General features: G+C 67.6%; 14 protein-coding genes, 1 tRNA gene and 2 pseudogenes. 11 read left to right on the forward strand and 6 right to left on the reverse strand.

Features of this window, described 5'->3' with window-relative positions; all coding sequences use genetic code 11:
• The first annotated feature begins 131 nt into the window (after positions 1 to 131).
• A tRNA-Leu gene (locus AB0M01_RS13520) sits at positions 132 to 217 on the forward strand.
• Here AB0M01_RS13520 and AB0M01_RS13525 read toward each other — a convergent pair.
• On the reverse strand, positions 199 to 1,305 hold the full coding sequence (locus AB0M01_RS13525) for a recombinase family protein (RefSeq protein WP_363668949.1): 1,107 nt from the start codon (positions 1,303 to 1,305) through the stop codon (positions 199 to 201). The two genes, AB0M01_RS13520 and AB0M01_RS13525, sit on opposite strands and share 19 nt — an antisense overlap.
• Positions 1,306 to 1,430: 125 nt before the next feature.
• Positions 1,431 to 1,994 (reverse strand): annotated as a pseudogene (locus tag AB0M01_RS13530) (recombinase family protein); the annotation flags it as partial.
• Positions 1,995 to 2,146: 152 nt separating this feature from the next.
• Here AB0M01_RS13530 and AB0M01_RS13535 point away from each other — a divergent pair.
• The gene (locus AB0M01_RS13535; protein WP_363668951.1) at positions 2,147 to 3,007 is read left to right on the forward strand and encodes a hypothetical protein; all 861 of its coding nucleotides are present in this window, start codon (positions 2,147 to 2,149) and stop codon (positions 3,005 to 3,007) included.
• 6 nt (positions 3,008 to 3,013) lie between these two features.
• On the opposite strand, the gene AB0M01_RS13540 is transcribed toward AB0M01_RS13535, so the two are convergent.
• The gene (locus tag AB0M01_RS13540; protein ID WP_363668953.1) at positions 3,014 to 3,409 is read right to left on the reverse strand and encodes a hypothetical protein; all 396 of its coding nucleotides are present in this window, start codon (positions 3,407 to 3,409) and stop codon (positions 3,014 to 3,016) included.
• A 234-nt stretch (positions 3,410 to 3,643) separates the two neighbouring features.
• Here AB0M01_RS13540 and AB0M01_RS13545 point away from each other — a divergent pair.
• From AB0M01_RS13545 to AB0M01_RS13560, 4 genes and pseudogenes are all read left to right on the forward strand, one after another.
• A pseudogene (locus AB0M01_RS13545) lies at positions 3,644 to 4,069 on the forward strand (ferritin-like domain-containing protein); the annotation flags it as partial.
• Positions 4,070 to 4,266: 197 nt separating this feature from the next.
• The gene (locus tag AB0M01_RS13550) at positions 4,267 to 4,737 is read left to right on the forward strand and encodes a hypothetical protein (RefSeq protein WP_363668955.1); all 471 of its coding nucleotides are present in this window, start codon (positions 4,267 to 4,269) and stop codon (positions 4,735 to 4,737) included.
• A 255-nt stretch (positions 4,738 to 4,992) separates the two neighbouring features.
• Positions 4,993 to 5,745 carry a hypothetical protein gene (locus tag AB0M01_RS13555; RefSeq protein WP_363668957.1) on the forward strand — a complete coding sequence of 251 codons (753 nt, stop codon included), beginning with the start codon at positions 4,993 to 4,995 and terminating at the stop codon, positions 5,743 to 5,745.
• Between the two features lie 237 nt (positions 5,746 to 5,982).
• Positions 5,983 to 6,141, forward strand: a complete 159-nt coding sequence (locus AB0M01_RS13560) for a hypothetical protein (protein ID WP_363668959.1) — start codon at positions 5,983 to 5,985, stop codon at positions 6,139 to 6,141.
• Positions 6,142 to 6,257: 116 nt separating this feature from the next.
• On the opposite strand, the gene AB0M01_RS13565 is transcribed toward AB0M01_RS13560, so the two are convergent.
• From AB0M01_RS13565 to AB0M01_RS13575, 3 genes are all read right to left on the reverse strand, one after another.
• A complete protein-coding gene (locus AB0M01_RS13565; protein ID WP_363668961.1) occupies positions 6,258 to 9,980 on the reverse strand; it encodes a LuxR C-terminal-related transcriptional regulator in 3,723 nt (1,240 codons plus the stop codon).
• A gap of 636 nt (positions 9,981 to 10,616) precedes the next feature.
• A complete protein-coding gene (locus tag AB0M01_RS13570; RefSeq protein WP_363668963.1) occupies positions 10,617 to 11,975 on the reverse strand; it encodes an ATPase domain-containing protein in 1,359 nt (452 codons plus the stop codon).
• Positions 11,976 to 11,986: 11 nt separating this feature from the next.
• On the reverse strand, positions 11,987 to 12,637 hold the full coding sequence (locus tag AB0M01_RS13575) for a response regulator (RefSeq protein ID WP_363668965.1): 651 nt from the start codon (positions 12,635 to 12,637) through the stop codon (positions 11,987 to 11,989).
• A gap of 304 nt (positions 12,638 to 12,941) precedes the next feature.
• Between AB0M01_RS13575 and AB0M01_RS13580 the strand changes: the two genes are divergently transcribed.
• From AB0M01_RS13580 to dnaK, 5 genes are all read left to right on the forward strand, one after another.
• Positions 12,942 to 13,391, forward strand: a complete 450-nt coding sequence (locus AB0M01_RS13580) for a hypothetical protein (RefSeq protein ID WP_363668967.1) — start codon at positions 12,942 to 12,944, stop codon at positions 13,389 to 13,391.
• Between the two features lie 5 nt (positions 13,392 to 13,396).
• Positions 13,397 to 13,837, forward strand: coding sequence for a DUF1931 family protein (locus AB0M01_RS13585; protein ID WP_363668969.1), 441 nt, complete (start codon positions 13,397 to 13,399; stop codon positions 13,835 to 13,837).
• A gap of 14 nt (positions 13,838 to 13,851) precedes the next feature.
• Positions 13,852 to 15,195, forward strand: coding sequence for a neutral zinc metallopeptidase (locus tag AB0M01_RS13590; protein WP_363668971.1), 1,344 nt, complete (start codon positions 13,852 to 13,854; stop codon positions 15,193 to 15,195).
• 73 nt (positions 15,196 to 15,268) lie between these two features.
• Positions 15,269 to 15,757: a general stress protein gene (locus AB0M01_RS13595; protein ID WP_363668973.1), complete on the forward strand. Its 489-nt coding sequence runs from the start codon at positions 15,269 to 15,271 to the stop codon at positions 15,755 to 15,757.
• Positions 15,758 to 15,887: 130 nt separating this feature from the next.
• A complete protein-coding gene (gene dnaK / locus AB0M01_RS13600; protein WP_363668975.1) occupies positions 15,888 to 17,780 on the forward strand; it encodes a molecular chaperone DnaK in 1,893 nt (630 codons plus the stop codon).
• Positions 17,781 to 17,783: the final 3 nt, after the last annotated feature.

Here is a 17,783-nt window from a genome sequence, read left to right on the forward strand (position 1 = left end):
CCCTCGATCCCACCCGCCCCACCAGCCCCAATCCACCCCTCGCGACACCCCCGACCCCCCGATGTGAATTTCCCCCACAACCTTTGCTACTGTTCTCCGGTCGGCGCCGCTGAGAAGCGGCCAGACCACCTGTCCGGGTGGCGGAATAGGCAGACGCGCTAGCTTGAGGTGCTAGTGCCCTTTACGGGGCGTGGGGGTTCAAGTCCCCCCTCGGACACCGACCTTAACCACACGCGGGCTGATGGAGACATCAGCCCGTTTTTCTTTGTCGTCGTAGGTGATCGCCAGCCCGAGCGCCTTGTAGAGCTCGGCCAGGTCTTCCCGATCGGCGCTGTCCAGCACGCGGGCCATGTCACCCAGCTCGGCGATCATCTTCGTCACATCGCCGGCCGTCAGCCGCTGGGCCGGCTGAATCGCGGCCATCGCCGCCTCAGCCGCCCGCTTGTCCAGGGCAGCGGCGTTGTACTGACTCGTCAACCCGTCCGGATCCCAACCGGCCTCCAGCGCGCGCTGTAACCGCTTCATCGTCGCTTCCGCCTCAGCGATCCGCCGACGAGCCTCAGCCGCCTGCGCCGCGCTCTCGTCCTCCTCTTCGGCTCCGACGAGAGCATCCACGGTGTCCGCCAGGTGCGCAGGACTGAACAGCCGAGCGATCCACTTGTTCACCGGCCGCGTGAGGTGGTCCTCGCGGACGTACACGGTCGGCGGGTGCTCGAGTGCCACCTTGGCCTCCGGCAATAGGCTCCGAGCGGCACACCGGTAGAAGATCGCGTGACTCCTCGGAGCAGCCTCCATCTTCCGACCACACCGCGAGCACCGAATCGTCGACCGGAAGACACAGACCCGCTTCTCAGCGACCCGGGTGCGCTCGCGCTTCGAGAAGTTCGTAGGCCCGGCTCCACGCCGCGACCGCATCACCAGCTGGACGCGGGTGAAGTCCTCGACCGAGACGATGGCGGGGTGAGCAGGCTCCCGCGACCGTACGATCTTGGCCTGCGCCGACCGCCGGAACCGCACGACGTGGCCGGCCGCGACATCATCCGGGTCAAGCAGCTCCTCGACCTTCTGCCATCGCCCGTAGATCGCGTATCCGGTGTAGCGGGGGTTGTCCAAAATCGCCCGCACCGTGCTGTGCTGCCAGCCGTCCATCTTGCGATGCCGGTTCTGCGACGGCGTGTGCGCCGACGGACACGGCACACGCTCAAAGTTGAGCACCGCGGCGATCGCTTTGATCCCCAGCCCCTCCAGATACAGCCCGAAGATCCGCTCCACCACTGGCGCCGCGATTTCATCGATCGCCAGCACCCGCAGCCGGTACCCCTCCTGCGCCTTCCGCGGATCGGATGCGGCCCCGCGTCGACCACGACGTACCCGTACGGCGCGCGCCCACCCTGGTGCTTCCCATCGATCAGCACCTGTGCAGCCATCGCGGCCCGAGTCCGCTTCTGCACATGCTGCCGCTCACTCTTCGACAACCCACCGGTGATCGTCATCGCCATGTCGTGCACCGTGTTCTCAGGGTCGAACCGACCCCCAAGGCTCGGAATCCACAACGAAGCCCCGAACCGATCGAACTTCGGCCACGTCAGGCTGAACTGGTTTCCGAACCAGCACCGAGTCGCCTCACCGACGACCAGCCCATCCCACTGCCGCCGCGGATCCTTCAGCGCCGCCAGTACCAACGAGGCCTGCGTCCGCCGTTCCCAGGGCAGCGACCGAGACTCCCCGATATCGAAGTACTCCGCAACGATCGTGCCGCCCAACGGCTCGACAAACCGCTGCGCCTCACCCAACTGCCAAGCGTGCGAAGTCCGCGGATCCTGGTTGTCCTCGGTCGAGCACCGCCCATAGAACGCCAGCCGCCCGACCCCTTCCCCAACCGCCGGCGCCGCCTCGATGGCCTCCAGCCCCAACAGATCATCCAGCGTCTGCCACTGCCCGCCGTCCCCGTCGCTCAAGATCCGCTGCCCTCCGTCCACCTTGCCGTCCCGCACGTCTGCCGGACTCCCAACTTCCTACAACAATCCGGCACAGCACGCGAGCCGCCTGTGGACAAAGCGCAGGGACCTGCTCTGGCAGTCGCACATCGAGATGTGCTCCGTCGCCGTCAGGTGCCAGGTGCCCCTCCGATCTGAGGTTGAGTTCCATGACTCTTCAACGTCTGGGCGTCCGGGGCATCGAGCGGTGGGATTCGCCGTGGCTTGCCGACGGGCCGCCCCTGCATGCCATACCCTGCGAGACTGAAGAGGTGAGCAATCGGTGGCAGCGAGCCGTGAGGATGATTGTCGGCGGAGCCCTCGTGGCCGCTGTAGGCGCGGCGCTGAGGGGTATCGCACGAAGGCCACGCCCACTGGAACCTGCTGGTTCGTCCCAGCATCCGATCGAAGTGAGTCGGGACTCAGAGGTTGAAGCTCTCGCCGCGCTGTACACCGCAGAGCGTGCGGATGCGACAGGGCTGTCCAGCCAGGCTGTCAACGAGCTGTCAATGGGGCTTGCCTACATCGCCGCAACGCTGGTCCTGCTCTCTGGTAAGGCGGCGGAGAAAGCGTCTGCCTGGGTCGTGGCATTTGCGCCCCTGCCAGTCTGTTTTCTGGCTGCGCATTGGCTCAGCCTCAGTATCGCGACCGGTGCGCGGACACAATCTGCTCATCGTCTCGAAGGTCTCCTGTTCGCGCGCATCGGCGCCGATGAAAAGGAGGCGCTTGCCTCCGAAAAGATCGGAGTCGAGGCGACCGAGCCGATCTTGAACGTCGGAGTTGCCAACTGGTTTGTCAAGCCTGGAATTGTTCTGCCGCAGCTCGGACTGCTCGGCCTTCTGGCCGCGCATGGTTGGGTGATGCTGAATCGCGCTGCCGCGCTTCCTGGAAATGGCACGAACCCGGTTCGTGCCGGCCTGATTACCTACGCGGTAGTTTTCACGGTTCTGGTGATGATGACCGTCACGTTACTGGTCAGACACAGTCGCGACACGGAGGCTGCGCAAGAAGGTAAGCGTGTGCAGAACTGATGTCGACTAGTTCGGTTTCTCGATTTCGTTCAGGAAGCTGGTCGCGAGCTCAATCCACTCGTCAGGTCGAGCACCCTCGACCCAAATCTCGAGGTATTCAGCCGGTGATAGTCCAATCGGGGTCTGCGGGAGGGGGTCTGTTGCATGGCTGTAGAACGGGGATGTGCGCTTGAGCTGCCAAAGCATTTCTCGAGCTTGTGATGTCGAACCGTGACCGCCTACCTTGAACTGCGGAAAAACGCCAGGTTCCGCCTGCTGCTGAGGTAGCCAGTCCCGCCAGACACGGTAGAACGGCAACTCCCAGTCGAGGTGCCTCCAGCGCCACGGCCCGCGGAATCCGCTGGCGACCAGGCCGCCCATGAAACCTTCGGCGGTGTTGCGGAGGCGCTGTTGCTTGTTCACTTCAGCACGGTATCGCCAGCGGTGGACATTCTGCGGAATGAGACCCGTTCGACGTCAGGCGTCGGACAAGCTGAGTCGAGGGCTCGTCTCGACTCCGGCGTTCGCAGCGGCTGACGTCGATGGGTGGCTATCGCGCCACCGACCACTTCGGCGAGGTCCGCAACCAGTGCGACGAGCTCGGCTTGGCCCCACAGACCGGGTTGATCAAGCCGGGGGCAGAAGTTCGACGCCTGCGCCAACGAGAACAACTTCCTGCTGGCGGCGTACGTGTTCGAGGACGTCGGTGTCACGGCGTACATGGGCGCTGCTCCGCTGATCTCGAACAAGACCTACCTGGAGGCGGCGGCCGGGATCCTCGCGGTTGAGGCGTACCACGCGGCGAACATCCGGACGAGTCTGGTCGCGGCGGGCCTGGAGGTCCCCTCGGTGGCCATCTCCAACGCCCGCGACAGCCTCGACGGCAAGACCGACCTCGACCAGGGCGTCACCTTCAAGGGCAAGACCAACATCGTCCCGACCGACGCGAACGGCATCGCGTTCAGCCGCGGCGCCGACCAGGTCCTGAACGTCGTCTACCTGACCCCGAAGAAGGCCACCAAGGGCGGCTTCTTCCCGGCCGGCGTGAACGGCTCGATCAACACCAGCCGCGCCAACGGCTGACCTACGTAGTGAACGGCTGAGCACCGACTCGCACAGTCGGTGCTCAGCCGCGTGGCCACTGGGCGCTCGTGACGGTCGGTGTGCAGGCGATTGTGCAGAGTGCGGTAGCGTGGCCGCGAACGGTTCTTCGGACCGTTCGAAGCAGCCGTTCAAGCCACTGGGCGGCGCGGCGATGGATAACCCTCTGGGTGTGTCTCATGCAGTTGAGTGGTCAACAGTCCGGCTCTGTCGGTGCCGGCAGCGAGGACCGTACGGCGATCGCAACGCAGATCTGCGATGAACTGGGCGCGGAGTTGTCCGATCTCGCGAGCGCCTTCGTCGGTCAGTGCCACGACACGGTGGAGATTGTTGCCGAGGTCATCAGCAGCCATCTGCTGTCCGACCATCACCAGGCGTCGTTGTCCGTACGGCGCGCCGCCCTGTCGCGTGACCTGTACCGGCGGTGTCGCAGCTCCGAGGATCGCGTTGCCCAACATCAGGGTGAGATCGCGCTGGCGCTGATTCGGTCCGGGCGGTTGACCTATCGTGAGGTCGCCGGGGTGATGGAGCTTCCGGAGTGGACCGTGGCGGCAATGCTGCGCGCGGTCCTGATGTCGGGGAGCACACACCGAACGGGCGGGCATCTGGCCGTGAACGCATCCTCCGCGACAGGGCACGGGTTCAGCTGAGCTGTGTCGTCAGGCCCATCCGAACCGTCGGCGGCCTCGAACAGGCAATGTCGCTCGTGGTCTGATGATCCTGCGAGTGACCCCGGTCGTGGTCGCGGAGTCCTGACACGAGGCTCGGCGGCCGCGACCGGTGTCGATGGCCTCTTTCAGCGACCCGACCTGTCTCGCTTCTTCAGGTTCAAGGCAGGACTCCTGGATTCAGGATTTCCGGTTCTTCGGGATCGCTCCAGAGCGCCGGTCTCCACCGCGGGGCGGATGATAGAAGCCCACGCGGAGGCCGTCCGGTTCTACCGCGGGGAGCTGCTCATGAGGCGCAACCACTGGGCGAAGGCGCGTCTGCAGGTTCGTGGACTTGGGCAGGTGCTGGAGCCGGGTTCTCGGTGGAAGGTGGGGTACGCACCGGAAGCGTGGTCGCACCTCATCGAGCACATGCGGGAGAAAGGATTCGAAGACCGCGAGCTGGTCGAGTCCGGGTTGGCTGTACTCACGCGCAACGGCTACCTGATCGATCGGTTCCGCGATCGGATCATCAGAGGGTGCTGGTCGGCAAGAAGTTCATCGACGCTAAATGAGTGTTGCCCTGGGCACCGGAAAGTGCCCGCCACCCCGGCGCACCAGGCGCAGGCGGGTCCGGTGCGGCCGGGCGGGGAGCCTCGCTTTCGCCCGGCCGCCTGGAGATGCCGATGCATGGTGATGGCGGTGTCTCGGGTCAGTGACCATTCGTGGTGCCGGCTCGTTGGCAGTGTGCGGTTCAGTCTCGAGCTGCGACCTGTGAACAGATGTCAGGACGTGCACATGAGCGTCTCGAGAGTGATCCCCGTGATGACGGCCAGGTGGCGCAGGCCGCGCCGCCGGTGCACCCAGTGCCTCACGGCGGTGCCGCGATGGAGCCCCGAGTACCGCTGGATCGAGTTGAGTGGTCAACCGGTCGACGCCCAGCACATTCTGTGCGCCGGCTGCGCGGACGACAGCTTGGAGATCGTCGTTCACCCGATGAGGAGGCGCTGAGGGTCATCGGCCGGGATCGAGACTGCCCGCCAGAGCCCTGCTGACTCGCGCTGATGCGAACCCCGCTGGTCAGCGAGGCCGGACCGGTGCACGCGAGTCTGGATAACCGGGCCGTAGGGCGCAGCTCACCAGACCGAACTGGCCTGGGCGTCGGCTATAACCTCCTGGATGCGCGACTATTTGAGATTCAAGGCTCCTTGGTGGCTCCTCGTGGTGTGGGGTGGTGGCGTGTGCTTCGTGTTGAGTCTGATCGGCAGAGCGCTGCTGCCGTCGTACTTTCCGTCCTCGGTCTGGGGCTCGGTGATCTTCAGCGTCCTCGTCGGTCCGTGCATCGCCCTGTCGATCCGTGCACCGTTCAGCCCTCGCGGAGGCTCGGGCAAGTCCGACGAGAGCTGACACGAGTCGGACTGCCCTGTCGGTAGATTCGGTGAGATACGTACCGAGGGGCAGAAGATCGTGAGTGACGCAGGCTGCGTTTGCTGTCGATCGTCCCGGTTTCTGCGGTGGCTCGATCAGGTGTCGGTGATCGGCTCGTGCTCGACCACGATGCGGGTCAGTTCGACGCGGGACCTGATGTCGAGCTTGTGGAAGGAGTGCCGAAGATGGGATTCCACCGTGTGCGGGGACAGTGAGAGCTCGTCGGCGATCATCCGGTTGGTGAGGCCGTCGGCGACCATTCGGACGACTCGCAACTCGGCTGCGGTGAGAGCGTTCCAGCCGGATGAAGGTCGTGAGGCGATGTGGCCGCCCGGCTTGCGTGTCGCCTCCAGCTCGGCTCGTACCCGCTGGGCGTGGGGGAGCGCGCCGGCCCGGTCGTAGTCGGCCACGGCCAGAGTGAGCTGGGCCGTCGCTTCCGGCAGATACTCGTTCCGCCGAAGCGCTCGCGCGGCGTCCTCAGCGGCCAGCGCGCGCGTGAGCGGCCGGGCGCTGGCGCGGAATGACTCAGAGGCAGCGACGAGGCGGTCGGTGTCGCCGTCGAGCAGTCCCTTTGCCTGGAGGGCAGCGGCTGCCAGCGAGGTCACTCCCGGGTTGGTCTCGCTCAGGTACTCGACCAGGTCGGTGGCGACGGCCGCCCGACGGCGGTCGCCGGCTCGCAGTGCGATGGACACCAACCGAGGGCCGACCATCGGGTTCATCGCGAGCAGCTCGATTCGCCCGGGCGACGTTTCGTACAGGTCACGAGCCAGGTCGAGGACATGACCGGATCCGTCGCCCGATCCTTCGGCGGTCGTCGTGGAGGCCCAGGCGAGTGCTGCGCGCGCGAAGGGATCTCCGCGACCAGCCAGTGCGAGTCCACGGCGCAGATGACCACGCGCTGCCTCGAACTGTCCACTGAAGGCAGTTGCTTCCGCGAGGATCGCGGAGAGCTTCGTCACCTCGACCTCCGAGCCGAGACTGTCCGCTGCCCGAAGACCGATGCCGCCTTCGGTGATGGCCTCGTCGAGGGCGCCCTGGTACAGGTTGAGCGCAGCTCGGCAAGCATGACCGGAGACCGCCGAGGTGGTTCTTCCGTACTGCTCGACCTGATGTGTCACGGCAGCCAGGGCGGCCGACGCCTCGTCCAGACGATCGAGCGCGATCAAGGTGCGTCCGCGAGACCACAACGGTTCCAGTTCCTGCGGCCCGGCGGGGGAGCTGGACGCCGAGAGCACGAACCGGTCGATGAGTTCGAGCGAGGCCTCCAGGCGTCCCAGCATCCGTTCAGCAGCCCCCATCGACGCCAACGCCTGCCGCTTGGCCGTGGCTGCCCTCGTCATCGCCTCCGCGGATGCGGTGGCACCCGCAGCGCTGTGCGCTTCCGAGGCGGCTCGGAGAGCAGTGCCGGGGTTGCCTTCGAACAGTTGGGCTGTTGCCTCGACGACGAGGAGATGGGCCCGGGTCGCGGTGTCGGCGATCGGGAGGTCGAGCGCGATCCGGGCCTGCCGCAGTGCTTCACCGGACCGGCCGTCGACCCCCAGTGCCTCGGCGACCTGGGAACGCAACCGGACCTCGAGGTCGATCGGGTGTGCTGCCCGGAGCGCGGTCTCGCCCAGCACCACCGCCTCCTGAGCACGGCCCGCCCGCACCAGCGCTTCGAGCGTGTCCAGGGTCCGGTGCGGTCGGTCAGGGGCGTCCGAAGGCATCAGCTCCACCGCGCGCAGCAGGAGGTCGGCGGCCGTCCCCGGCCTGCCGGCAGCCACCCTGCTCGCGGCGTGAACGATCGCTTGCACCGGATTCGCGGTGTCTTCCTCGGCACCGGTGATGAGATGAGCCACGACCTCGGCGGCGTCGCCACCGGTCGTGAGGAGGGCAGCCGCGGCTTCACGGTGCAGCAGTGCGCGAGCGCTCACCGGTATCGCGGCGTACACCGCCTCACGGACCACTGCGTGCCGAAAGCCGAGCCGATCGCCCTTCTCGACGAGCCACTCGGTCTCGAGAGCCTCGTGGACAGCGGGCAGCAACTGGGCGACGGTCCGGCGCAGGACCTCAGCGACACAACTCACGTCGAACGACATACCGAACGTCGACGCCACCTCGATGAACTCACGGGTCAGCGGACACACTGCCGTCAGACCGGTGCTGAACCGTTGGTACAGGTGTCCGGAGGTGCCGCTCGGCAGGAACCGGGCGTCGGTGGTGTCGATCACGAGGTCGTCGCGATCGGCCATGGATCGGAGCAGTTCGGTCACCAGATAGGGGTTGCCGGAACACTTGGCCAGGACGGCCAACAGGGCATCGTCCGGTGCCCTCCCGAGCAGATCCTCCACCAGATCGCGAACCGCGCCGGCCGTCAGAGGTTCCAGGTCGAAGCTGGTCGCACCCTCGGCGGCGAGCGCGGAAAACATGCTGCGCAGGACGGGGGTGGAGGGGGTGGGCCTTCGGGTCAGCAGCCACATCACCGGGCTGTCGTTCATCCGCTGGACGACCTCCTGGATGCCGAGCAGCGTGAGCGGGTCCGCCCGGTGAAGGTCGTCGAGACTGACCAGCACCGGATTGCGCCGGGCGCTGTCCTGGAGTGCGACCGTCAGTTCTTCGGACAGGCGCTCCGGGTCGCGGGACGGCCGGCCGGCGGTCTCGAACGTCGGGTCGCCTCCGTGCGACTGCCGGCTCCTGGACATGGCGTCCCGGAGAGGGGCCAAGGGCAACAAACAGTTCGACTCGTCGGTCCGGCCGGCCGCAACGTCCATCCCGGCGCCGCCGGCCATCCTGGCCGCCGCGCCCAGCAGTTCGCTCTTGCCCAGACCCGCGCCCCCTTCGATCAGGCCGACGCTGCTCCGGCCCGCTGTGGTTGCCGTGATCAACTGTCTGAGACCGCGCAGCTCGCTCTGGCGTCCCCGCAGTGAGGTGGAGGACGGACTGCTCGTACTGGTGTCGATGCCGGTGCTTGTCATGGTCGGTGACATCTGGCCTTTCTGTCCAGGTGGTCGTGACGGTGAGGGTGCGGATGGCGGACCCGGCGTGGGCGAACCGCCCCGCTCGTGTTCCGTGGCGAGCCGGGTCAACTCCACGCGAGAGGTGATGCCGAGCTTGCGGTAGACCTTGCGCAGATGAAACGAAACGGTGTGCGGGGAGAGGAACATCCGCTCGGCGGCCTGCCGGTTGGACAGACCGTGGGCCACCAGATCGGCGACCGTCCGCTCCGAATCGGTGAGTCGGGCCCAGCGATCGTCGTGGCGAGAGGCCCGAACGGTCCCGCTGAAGGACCGACTCGCCGCGGGCGCCGGACCAACGGGGCCCCAGCCGTTGTCCATGGCCTGTCGGCGCAAGGGCGTGGAGACCGCCTCCGGAACCCCGCGGGTGATGTGCTGCCGGACCAGGTCGTGCTGGAAGGTCAGCGTGACGTCGCGGCCGACGGTCAGCAGGCCGGCTCCGACGTTCTCGTCGATGGCCGGTACCAGATCCTCCGGTCGGCAACCGAGCTGCACGGCGAGCTCGTCCCGGGTGAAGAAGGCTCCGAGGAATGCAGCCACCTCGAGCAGGGTGAGAGCCGGACCGCTGACCTCGTCCAGCCAGACAGCGATGGTCTCCTCGACCTGTCGGGGCAGTCGCGCGGACAGTAGGCGCGCCGTTCCGTCGCCCACCGCAACAGCTTCTTCCTGGCGAAGTCCGTCCAGAAGGGTGGCCAGGAGCCCGGGATTGCCGCCCGTCCCGTCCGCCAGGGCCAGTAGGGCATCGTCCGGTCGCGCGTCGAGCGCACCGGCGACGAAGTCGACCATCGCCGCCGCGGGCAGCGGTCCGAGATTGATCCGGTTCACCTCCGGCGCCGTCCACTCGTCCAGCAGGCCTTCGATGGTCGGCTCTCCTGCTCCCGGGCGGCGAGCGATCAGCCAGCCGACCGGCAGGGACGCCAGCCTCTTCGGCAGGTCCCGGAGTACGACAACCGCCGCGACCTCGGCAGCCTGCACGTCGTCCAGCGTGATCAGGGTGGGAACTCCCGAGGCCCGCTCGGCGATCCGCACCGCGGCCTCCTCCACTTCGTGACACCCGATCCTGCTGATTCGGATGCAGGCGAAGCCGCGCTCGAGAGCTGTGTCCTCGGTCGCGGTCAGCAGCGCGGTCTTGCCGGTGCCTGAGGCCCCTTCGACCACGAGGACCGCTCGCTGCCCGGCCGCAGTGCGCTCGAGCAGCCCGAGAGCGGCCTGCCACTCGGTGGACCGGCCGTGCAGTCTGCTCGCGGACACGGAGTACATGTCTAGTGCGTCCCCGCACTCGATCTCCCGCCACGACTGCCGGGAGACCCCACGTGGCCGGTGGACATCGCGCTCCTGCCTGATGATCGGTGAGCAGTCCTGTACCTTCCGAGACTGCACCCGTCCGGTGGCCGATCTCCAGCTTTGGCGAGGTATTGGCGAAGGCAACGATCGTGCGGAGCCGGTGAGGACCCCTTCCGGTCAGCCGGGTGGGACCAGCGCCAGGCCGTCCAGGGTGATCTCGAACTGCCGCATCTCGGCGTGGTGCCCGGAAGCCCTTGTCTTCAGCAACATGACGGTGCGGGTCAGCTTGCTGGCCTCCTGCTCGTACTGCAGCAGTACGACGTCGTCCGCCAGGTCCGAGGCCGAAGCCTCGGGGAGCTTCGTGACTCCGAACAGTTGCGGGAGCTCGTAGGTCATCATCAGGCTGGTGCCGTTGTGGGCGGCCCGTTGGAGCAAGGAGTACAGGTACTCCCGGAACCGGGTTTGGTTCAGGGACGCCGTCCGCAGGTCACCGAGGCTGTCCAGCAGTGCCCGCTTGGCCTTCGAGCCTCCGACCTCGTCCAGCAGTTCGTCCACCCACTCGTCGACGTGGAGGTCGACCGGGCTTCGGTACATGACGGTGAGGCCGGGGGTGTCCAGCGTCCACCCGAAACGCGCGACGGACCGCTCGAGGTGCGCCGGGTCCTCCCGCATCGTGATGATCAGTGCCGGTTCGCCCTGGTCGAGCCCCCGGAACAGGTAGTGCAGCCCCATCAGCGTCTTGCCGATGCCGGTCGGCCCGGCGACGAGCGTCGACGTGCCCGGCCAGTGGCCGTGGCCGAGCATGTCGTCGAGCGCCTGGACGCCGGAGGCGCTGCGTTCGGTGCCGAGCTGACCGGGCATGCCGACCGGTTCCGCGGGCCGGAGGAAGACCTTCATGCCGTCGGCGGAGAGGCGATAGGCGTGCTTACCGGCCAGGTAGCCGCCACCCCTGAGCTTGTGGATCTGCAGTGCCCGCGTGGTGCCCGACCCGGTGTGCTCGGTCTCCATCGAGACGATCGCGTCTGCCACCGCGAACTCCGGGCCGCGGCGCAGAGAGTCGTCCTCGTACTCCCCGAGCCACAGCGACGTGACCGGGAAGGCGCTGACGGTGCCGGCCAGGTCGTGCAGGAACCGGCGGAACCCGCCGGTTCGATCGGCGTACGAACTCATCGCGCGGAAACTGTCGATCACCATGATGCTCGGCTGGTACGCCTGGATCAGTTCGCGCAGCCGGTCCAGGACCCCCAGGAGTCCGCTGTCGCGCAGCGTGATGCCGAGGTCCTCGTAGACGACCCGCTTTCCGACCGCATGACTGTCGAAGAACGACAGCGTTTCGCCGTACCGCAGTACTTTCTCCAGCGGCTCGCTGCCCGTTGTCAGGAAGAGGGCCGGGTGGTCCGAGGTGCCGTTGGCGAACACCGTTTGTTGAGCCAGCAGCGTCTTTCCCGAGCCCGGAGCCCCGACGAGCAGGACGATGGCGTCGCGTGGCAGACCACCGCCCAGCACCAGGTCGAGTGCCTCCGATCCAGAGGGCATTCGCTCCGTCATCAATGCGGCCTCGCGGTCGGCCGGGTGCCGCGGCTCAGCAGAGCCTGGACGGTGGACACCAGTCGCCGGGGTTGCAGCGGCTTGTCCAGGAACGCGCTCGCGCCGGCCGCCAGCGCGTCGTCGCGAAGGTCCATGGTCGACGTCGCCAGTACCGGCAGGTCGAGTTGCTGGTGGAACCGGGTACACAGGCGGAGTCCCTGTCCGCCCGAGATCATCAGGTCGACGACCGCGACATCGGGGAGGTGCCGAACCGTCTCGGCCAGTGCCCGCTCGACGCTCGGCGCAACGGTCACCCCGTACCCTTCGCTGGTCAGGAAGTGCTCGCAGAACGAGGCGGCGTACGGATCCCGCTCGACCAGCAGCACCAGTGATCCCAGTCCGGCCGGAAAGGGGCTGTCGCGCTGGGTCATTCCGGTGACAGCGCGTTCGCGGAGCAGCCGGTGGGCGTCAGCGGGCGAGACGCCGGAGCTGACTTGGGCGCTGACGAAACGCAGCTGCTCGACCTGGAGCCGCGAGTAGAGCCGGTGGCCGGCCGGGCTACGGCCCGGGACGACGACCCCGTACCGCTCCTCCCACGTGCGGAGCGTCGCAGCAGGGATCCCCAGGGTGCGGGCAAGGATCCCAATGCTGTAAACGGAGAGGTCTGGCACCGTCATACCCCCGGCCGGTCGACGTGGAGCAGCAGCTCCGGCGCCGACGGACATGCGCCGGGTACGGCGTGGCTGTCCGTCGGACCTACGAACGGCCAAGCATGGAAAGCAGTGGCGAACTGTCGGTTGATGGAACGTTACACCCGCTGGGTGTACAGGAACGACTACGTGATCGAGGGATGCTCGGCCCGCCGACGGCTGGAAGGCTCGAACTCCCAGCCCTCGATCGGCAGGAGACAGCGATGTTGGTGGACCGGAGTCGAGTGACCTGCGACCGCGGCGTTCTGACCGCGGGAGGTTGATCGTGGGCCTCCAGCACAAGGCCTGGCAGATCCCGTTGCGTCTTGGCGCCGGTGTCTTCATCCTCGGCTCCGGCCTGGGCAAGGTGACCCAGGATGCCGCGACCGCCGACCAGACGCACGGGTTCGCCGTCACCGCCTATCCGATGCTCGGAAAAGTGGAGCCCCGGCTGTTCCTGCGGGCCCTGGGCGCCGGTGAGTTGGCGCTCGGCACCGCCCTGTTGATCCCCGTCGTGCCGACCGCGCTGGTGGGTCTGGGACTGACCGCGTTCTCGACCGGCCTGCTCGGGCTCTACCTGCGTGGTCCAGGTCTGCGGCGAGAGGGAAGTCTGCGACCGACGGAGCAGGGCATGGGCATCGCAAAGGATGTCTGGCTGCTGGCGATCGGTGCCGCCTTCGTGGTCGACGAGCTCGAGCAACGGCGACGCGACGGACGGCGCGGGCGGCGGCGATGACCGTCATGGCGGTACCTCGTTTCCAGCGGTTCTTCCGCGTCGTCGCGAGCCTGAACGTCGACAAGGACGACCTCAAGCGGTACAGCGACTTCGTGTCCACCAACCTGTACGACCTGCTCCTGATCGCCCAGGGGACCGCGAAGGCGAACGGCCGGGACGTCGTCGAGCCGCGCGATCTGCCGATCACCAAGGGCCTTCAGGAGTGTGTCCACGAGTTCCGCCGGCTCGACGACGACCTCGAGCTCGCGCCGATCCTGGAGCAGCTGGCGACCTGGCCACCGTTGGACGTGACCCTGAGCGAGAAGACCGAGGCTCGCCTGGCCGAGGTCGTCGGCGGCCTGAGTGTCGGGCTGGCCCGGACCTTCAAGATTCTCGACCAGGACGCGACGAACCCGTCGAGCGACGACTGGGAACGGGCCTTTCGCCTGTTCGACCTGCTGCTCTGAGAGGACGACCATCGATGAGTTCTCCGCGAGGCTCCAGGGGCGTCGCCGGAGCGGCGACCCTCGTGCTGATGGCGGTCGTCGTGGCCGTGGCGCTGATGGTCGGTGCCGCGGTGGCGAACCGTACCGGCGACGACGACGTCCGTCAGGTGAACCTGGGCCGGGAACGCGCTGCGCTGGACTCGGCGGCGACCGCGACGCAACGGAGTCTGCTGGACTTCTGGGACCGCGAGTTCCCGGCGGTCTACGACGGATCTTTCGAGCAGTTGCGTGGTGGCTTCCAGGCCAAGACCCCGCAGAGCCCGCCTTTCACCTGCGCCGGTCGACGGCAGACCTACGACGATCTCAAGGGGAACGCTTTCTACTGCGGTGGTCCCGACGACGACTACATCGCCTACGACGCCGCGCAGCTGTTTCCCCAGCTGAACAACGAGTTCGGCGGGATCGCCCCGGCCGTCGTACTGGCCCACGAGATGGGCCACGCGATCCAGCGCCGGGCGGAGGTGGACGCTCCCTCGGTGGTGACCGAGCTGCAGGCCGACTGCTTCGCCGGCGCCTGGCTCCGGTACGCCGAGAAGACGCCCGACGACCCGGTCGACCTGTCCGACGGCGCGCTCGACACCTCCATCGGTACGATCCTCGTCCTGCGGGACCAGCCCGGTACGCCGGCGACGAACCCGCAGGCCCACGGTCTCGGGTTCGACCGCGTGAACGCGTTCCAAACCGGCTACGAGCGCGGTACCGGCGAGTGTGCCGCTCTCCCCGACGGGCGTGCGGTGACGACCGAACTGCCGTTCCGGACGGTCACCGAGGCGCGGACAGGCGGGAACCTGCCGTTCCGGGAAGCGGTCCGGGTACTGTCCACCTCCCTGGACGCCTACTGGACCGAGGCACTGGCTCAGGTCGCTCCAGGCGAGACGTTCGACCGTCCCGCCCGCAGATCGGTCGACCGTCGCCCGGAGGCAAGCTGCGTCGTCGAGCTCGGCGCCGGCTACTGCTCCGGCGAGCGGACTGTGGTCCTGGTGATGCCCGAGCTTCTCGAAGGCCACCAGCGAATCGGCGACCTCGCCACCGGTGCCGCGCTCAGCGACGCCTGGGGACTCGCGGTGCAGTCCCAGGCGGGGTGGCCGTCGTCGGGCAAGGCGCCTGGGCTGCAGCGGGACTGCTTCACCGGGGCGTGGATCTCCGCCCTCGCCGGCGACGGGCTGGAAGGGACGTCGCTGTCACCGGGCGACGTCGACGAGGTGCTGGCCAGCATCGTCGGTGGCAGTGCCGGTCCGCAGGCCGACCGAGGTGGTGCCTTCGAGCGAACCGCGGCGATGCGCCGCGGGCTGTTCGAGGGCGTCGGAGCCTGCGTCTGAAACCCCACGAACCAGGGATGCGGCCGCGCGACGGAGGGCGGAAACCTGGTGGAACCAACCAGAAGGGAACGTCATGACGATTCCGCAGGAGCAGCCGACCGCACTCGTCAGCGGGGTGTCCGTCGGCGCGTTCAGCAGCTACGCCGACGCGCAACGCGCGGTCGACTACCTGTCCGACAACGGGTTCCCGGTGGAGAACCTGACCATCATCGGCTCGGATCTGAAGCAGGTCGAGAAAGTCGTCGGCCGGGTGACCAAGTGGAAGGCGGCTCTGGGCGGGGCGGGCACCGGTGCATGGTTCGGTGCCCTGGTCGGCCTGTTGCTGTCGCTGTTCGCCGAGTCCGGAACGCAGATCCTGGTCGTGATCGCCTGGGGCCTGCTGTACGGAGCGATCTTCGGTGCGGTCTGGGGATTCGTCGCCCATCTGTTCAGCTTCGGCCAGCGCGACTTCGCCACGGTCGGGGCCACGGTGGCGAGCCGCTTCGACGTGTACTGCGAGCCCGCGCATGCCGATCGCGCCCTCGCGATGCTCAGCCGCATGTCCCCTCGTCACTCCGCCTGATCCGGCCGGGCTCGGCGGTTGACGACTACCTGTTCGCGGGATGTGCGCAGCCCGGTGCCGGACGAGGGTTTTGCAGTGTCTGACCTCATCGGGCAGACCAGCAGCCAACAGACAGCACAAGGAGGTCATCATGGCCAAGGCCGTCGGCATCGACCTGGGCACGACCAACTCGGTGATCGCCACGATGGAAGGTGGCCGGCCCGTCGTCGTCCCGAACGCCGAGGGATCGCGGACCACACCGTCGGTGGTGGCGTTCACCGACAACGGCGAGCGGCTCGTCGGGCAGCTGGCGCGACGACAGTCGGTGCTCAACCCGAAGGGCACCATCTCCTCGGCCAAGCGGTTCGTCGGCCGCAAGTTCGACGAGGTCGAGTCCGAGCTGTCCACCGTCTCGTACGACGTGGTGGCCGGCCCGGACGGCGCCGTTCGGTTCAAGATCCGGGACAAGCTGCACGCGCCCGAGGAGATCTCCGCGCTGGTGCTGCGCAAGCTCGCCGAGGACGCGGGCAAGTTCCTCGGTGAGAAGGTCACCGAAGCGGTCATCACCGTCCCGGCGTACTTCAACGACGCGCAGCGCCAGGCGACCAAGGACGCGGGCCGGATCGCCGGGCTGGAGGTGTTGCGGATCATCAACGAGCCGACCGCGGCGGCGCTGGCCTACGGCATGGACAAGCTGGAGAACGAGACGGTCCTGGTGTTCGACCTCGGCGGCGGGACCTTCGACGTCAGCATCCTGACCGTCGGCGACGGTGTGGTCGAGGTCCGGTCCACGGCCGGTGACACCCATCTGGGCGGCGACGACTTCGACCGCCGGATCGTCGACCACCTGGCCGACGAGTTCGCGAAGGACACCGGTGTCGATCTGCGGCAGGACGCGCAGGCGCTGCAGCGGCTGTTCGAGGCCGCGGAGAAGGCGAAGATCGAGCTGTCCTCGGTCACCCAGACCTCGATCAGCCTGCCGTTCGTCACGGCCACCGCGAACGGGCCGCAGCACCTGAACATGACGCTGATGCGCTCCACCTTCGACCAGCTGACGGCCGACCTGGTCGAGCGCACGATGGGTCCGGTCCAGCAGGCGCTGTCCGACGCCAAGGTGACCGCGAACGACATCGACGAGGTCATCCTGGTCGGTGGGTCGACCCGGATCCCGGCGGTTCAGCAGCTGGTCCGCCGGCTGACCGGCGGCAAGGACCCGAACATGACCGTCAATCCCGACGAGGTGGTGGCGATCGGTGCGGCCGTCCAGGCCGGCATCCTCAAGGGTGAGGTCAAGGACGTTCTGCTGCTCGACGTCACTCCCTTGTCACTGGGGCTGGAGACGATGGGCGGCGTCATGACCAAGGTGATCGAACGCAACACCACCATCCCCGCCCGCCGCACCGAAACCTTCAGCACGGCCGAGGACAACCAGACCGCGGTCGACGTGGTGGTCCTGCAGGGAGAGCGCGAGATGGCTGCCGACAACCGCCAGCTGGCCCGCTTCCGGCTGGAGAACATCCGGCCGGCACCCCGCGGCGAACCGCAGATCGAGGTCACCTTCGACATCGACGCGAACGGCATCCTGCACGTGTCCGCGAAGGACAAGGACACCGGCACCGAGCAGCAGGTCACGATCAGCGAGACCTCCAACCTCGACCAATCCGAGATCGAGCGGATGGTGCAGGACGCGGAGGCGCACCGCGGCGAGGACGCCCAGCGGCGCGAGCTGGTCGACGCCCGCAACGGCCTCGACGCGGCGGCGTACCAGGTGGAGAAGTTGCTGGCCGATAGCGGCGACGCCGTACCGGAGCACGAACGGTCGCGGGCGCAGGTGCTGGTCGGTGACGCGCGGCAGGCTCTGGAGAACCAGGAGACGCCGATCGAGCGGCTCCGTGAGCTCACCGGGGACCTGCAGTCGCTGGCCCAGGCGCTCAGTGCGTCCGGTCGGTCCGCGGGAGGCGGTCAGGGCGGGCAGACCGGAGGGTCGCCGGGTGGCGGTGAGAACGACGACGACGTGATCGACGCCGAGTTCTCGACGAGTTGATGG

The sequence above is a fragment of the Kribbella sp. NPDC051770 genome, from assembly GCF_040681455.1.
In the GTDB taxonomy this organism is placed as follows: Bacteria; Actinomycetota; Actinomycetes; order Propionibacteriales; family Kribbellaceae; genus Kribbella.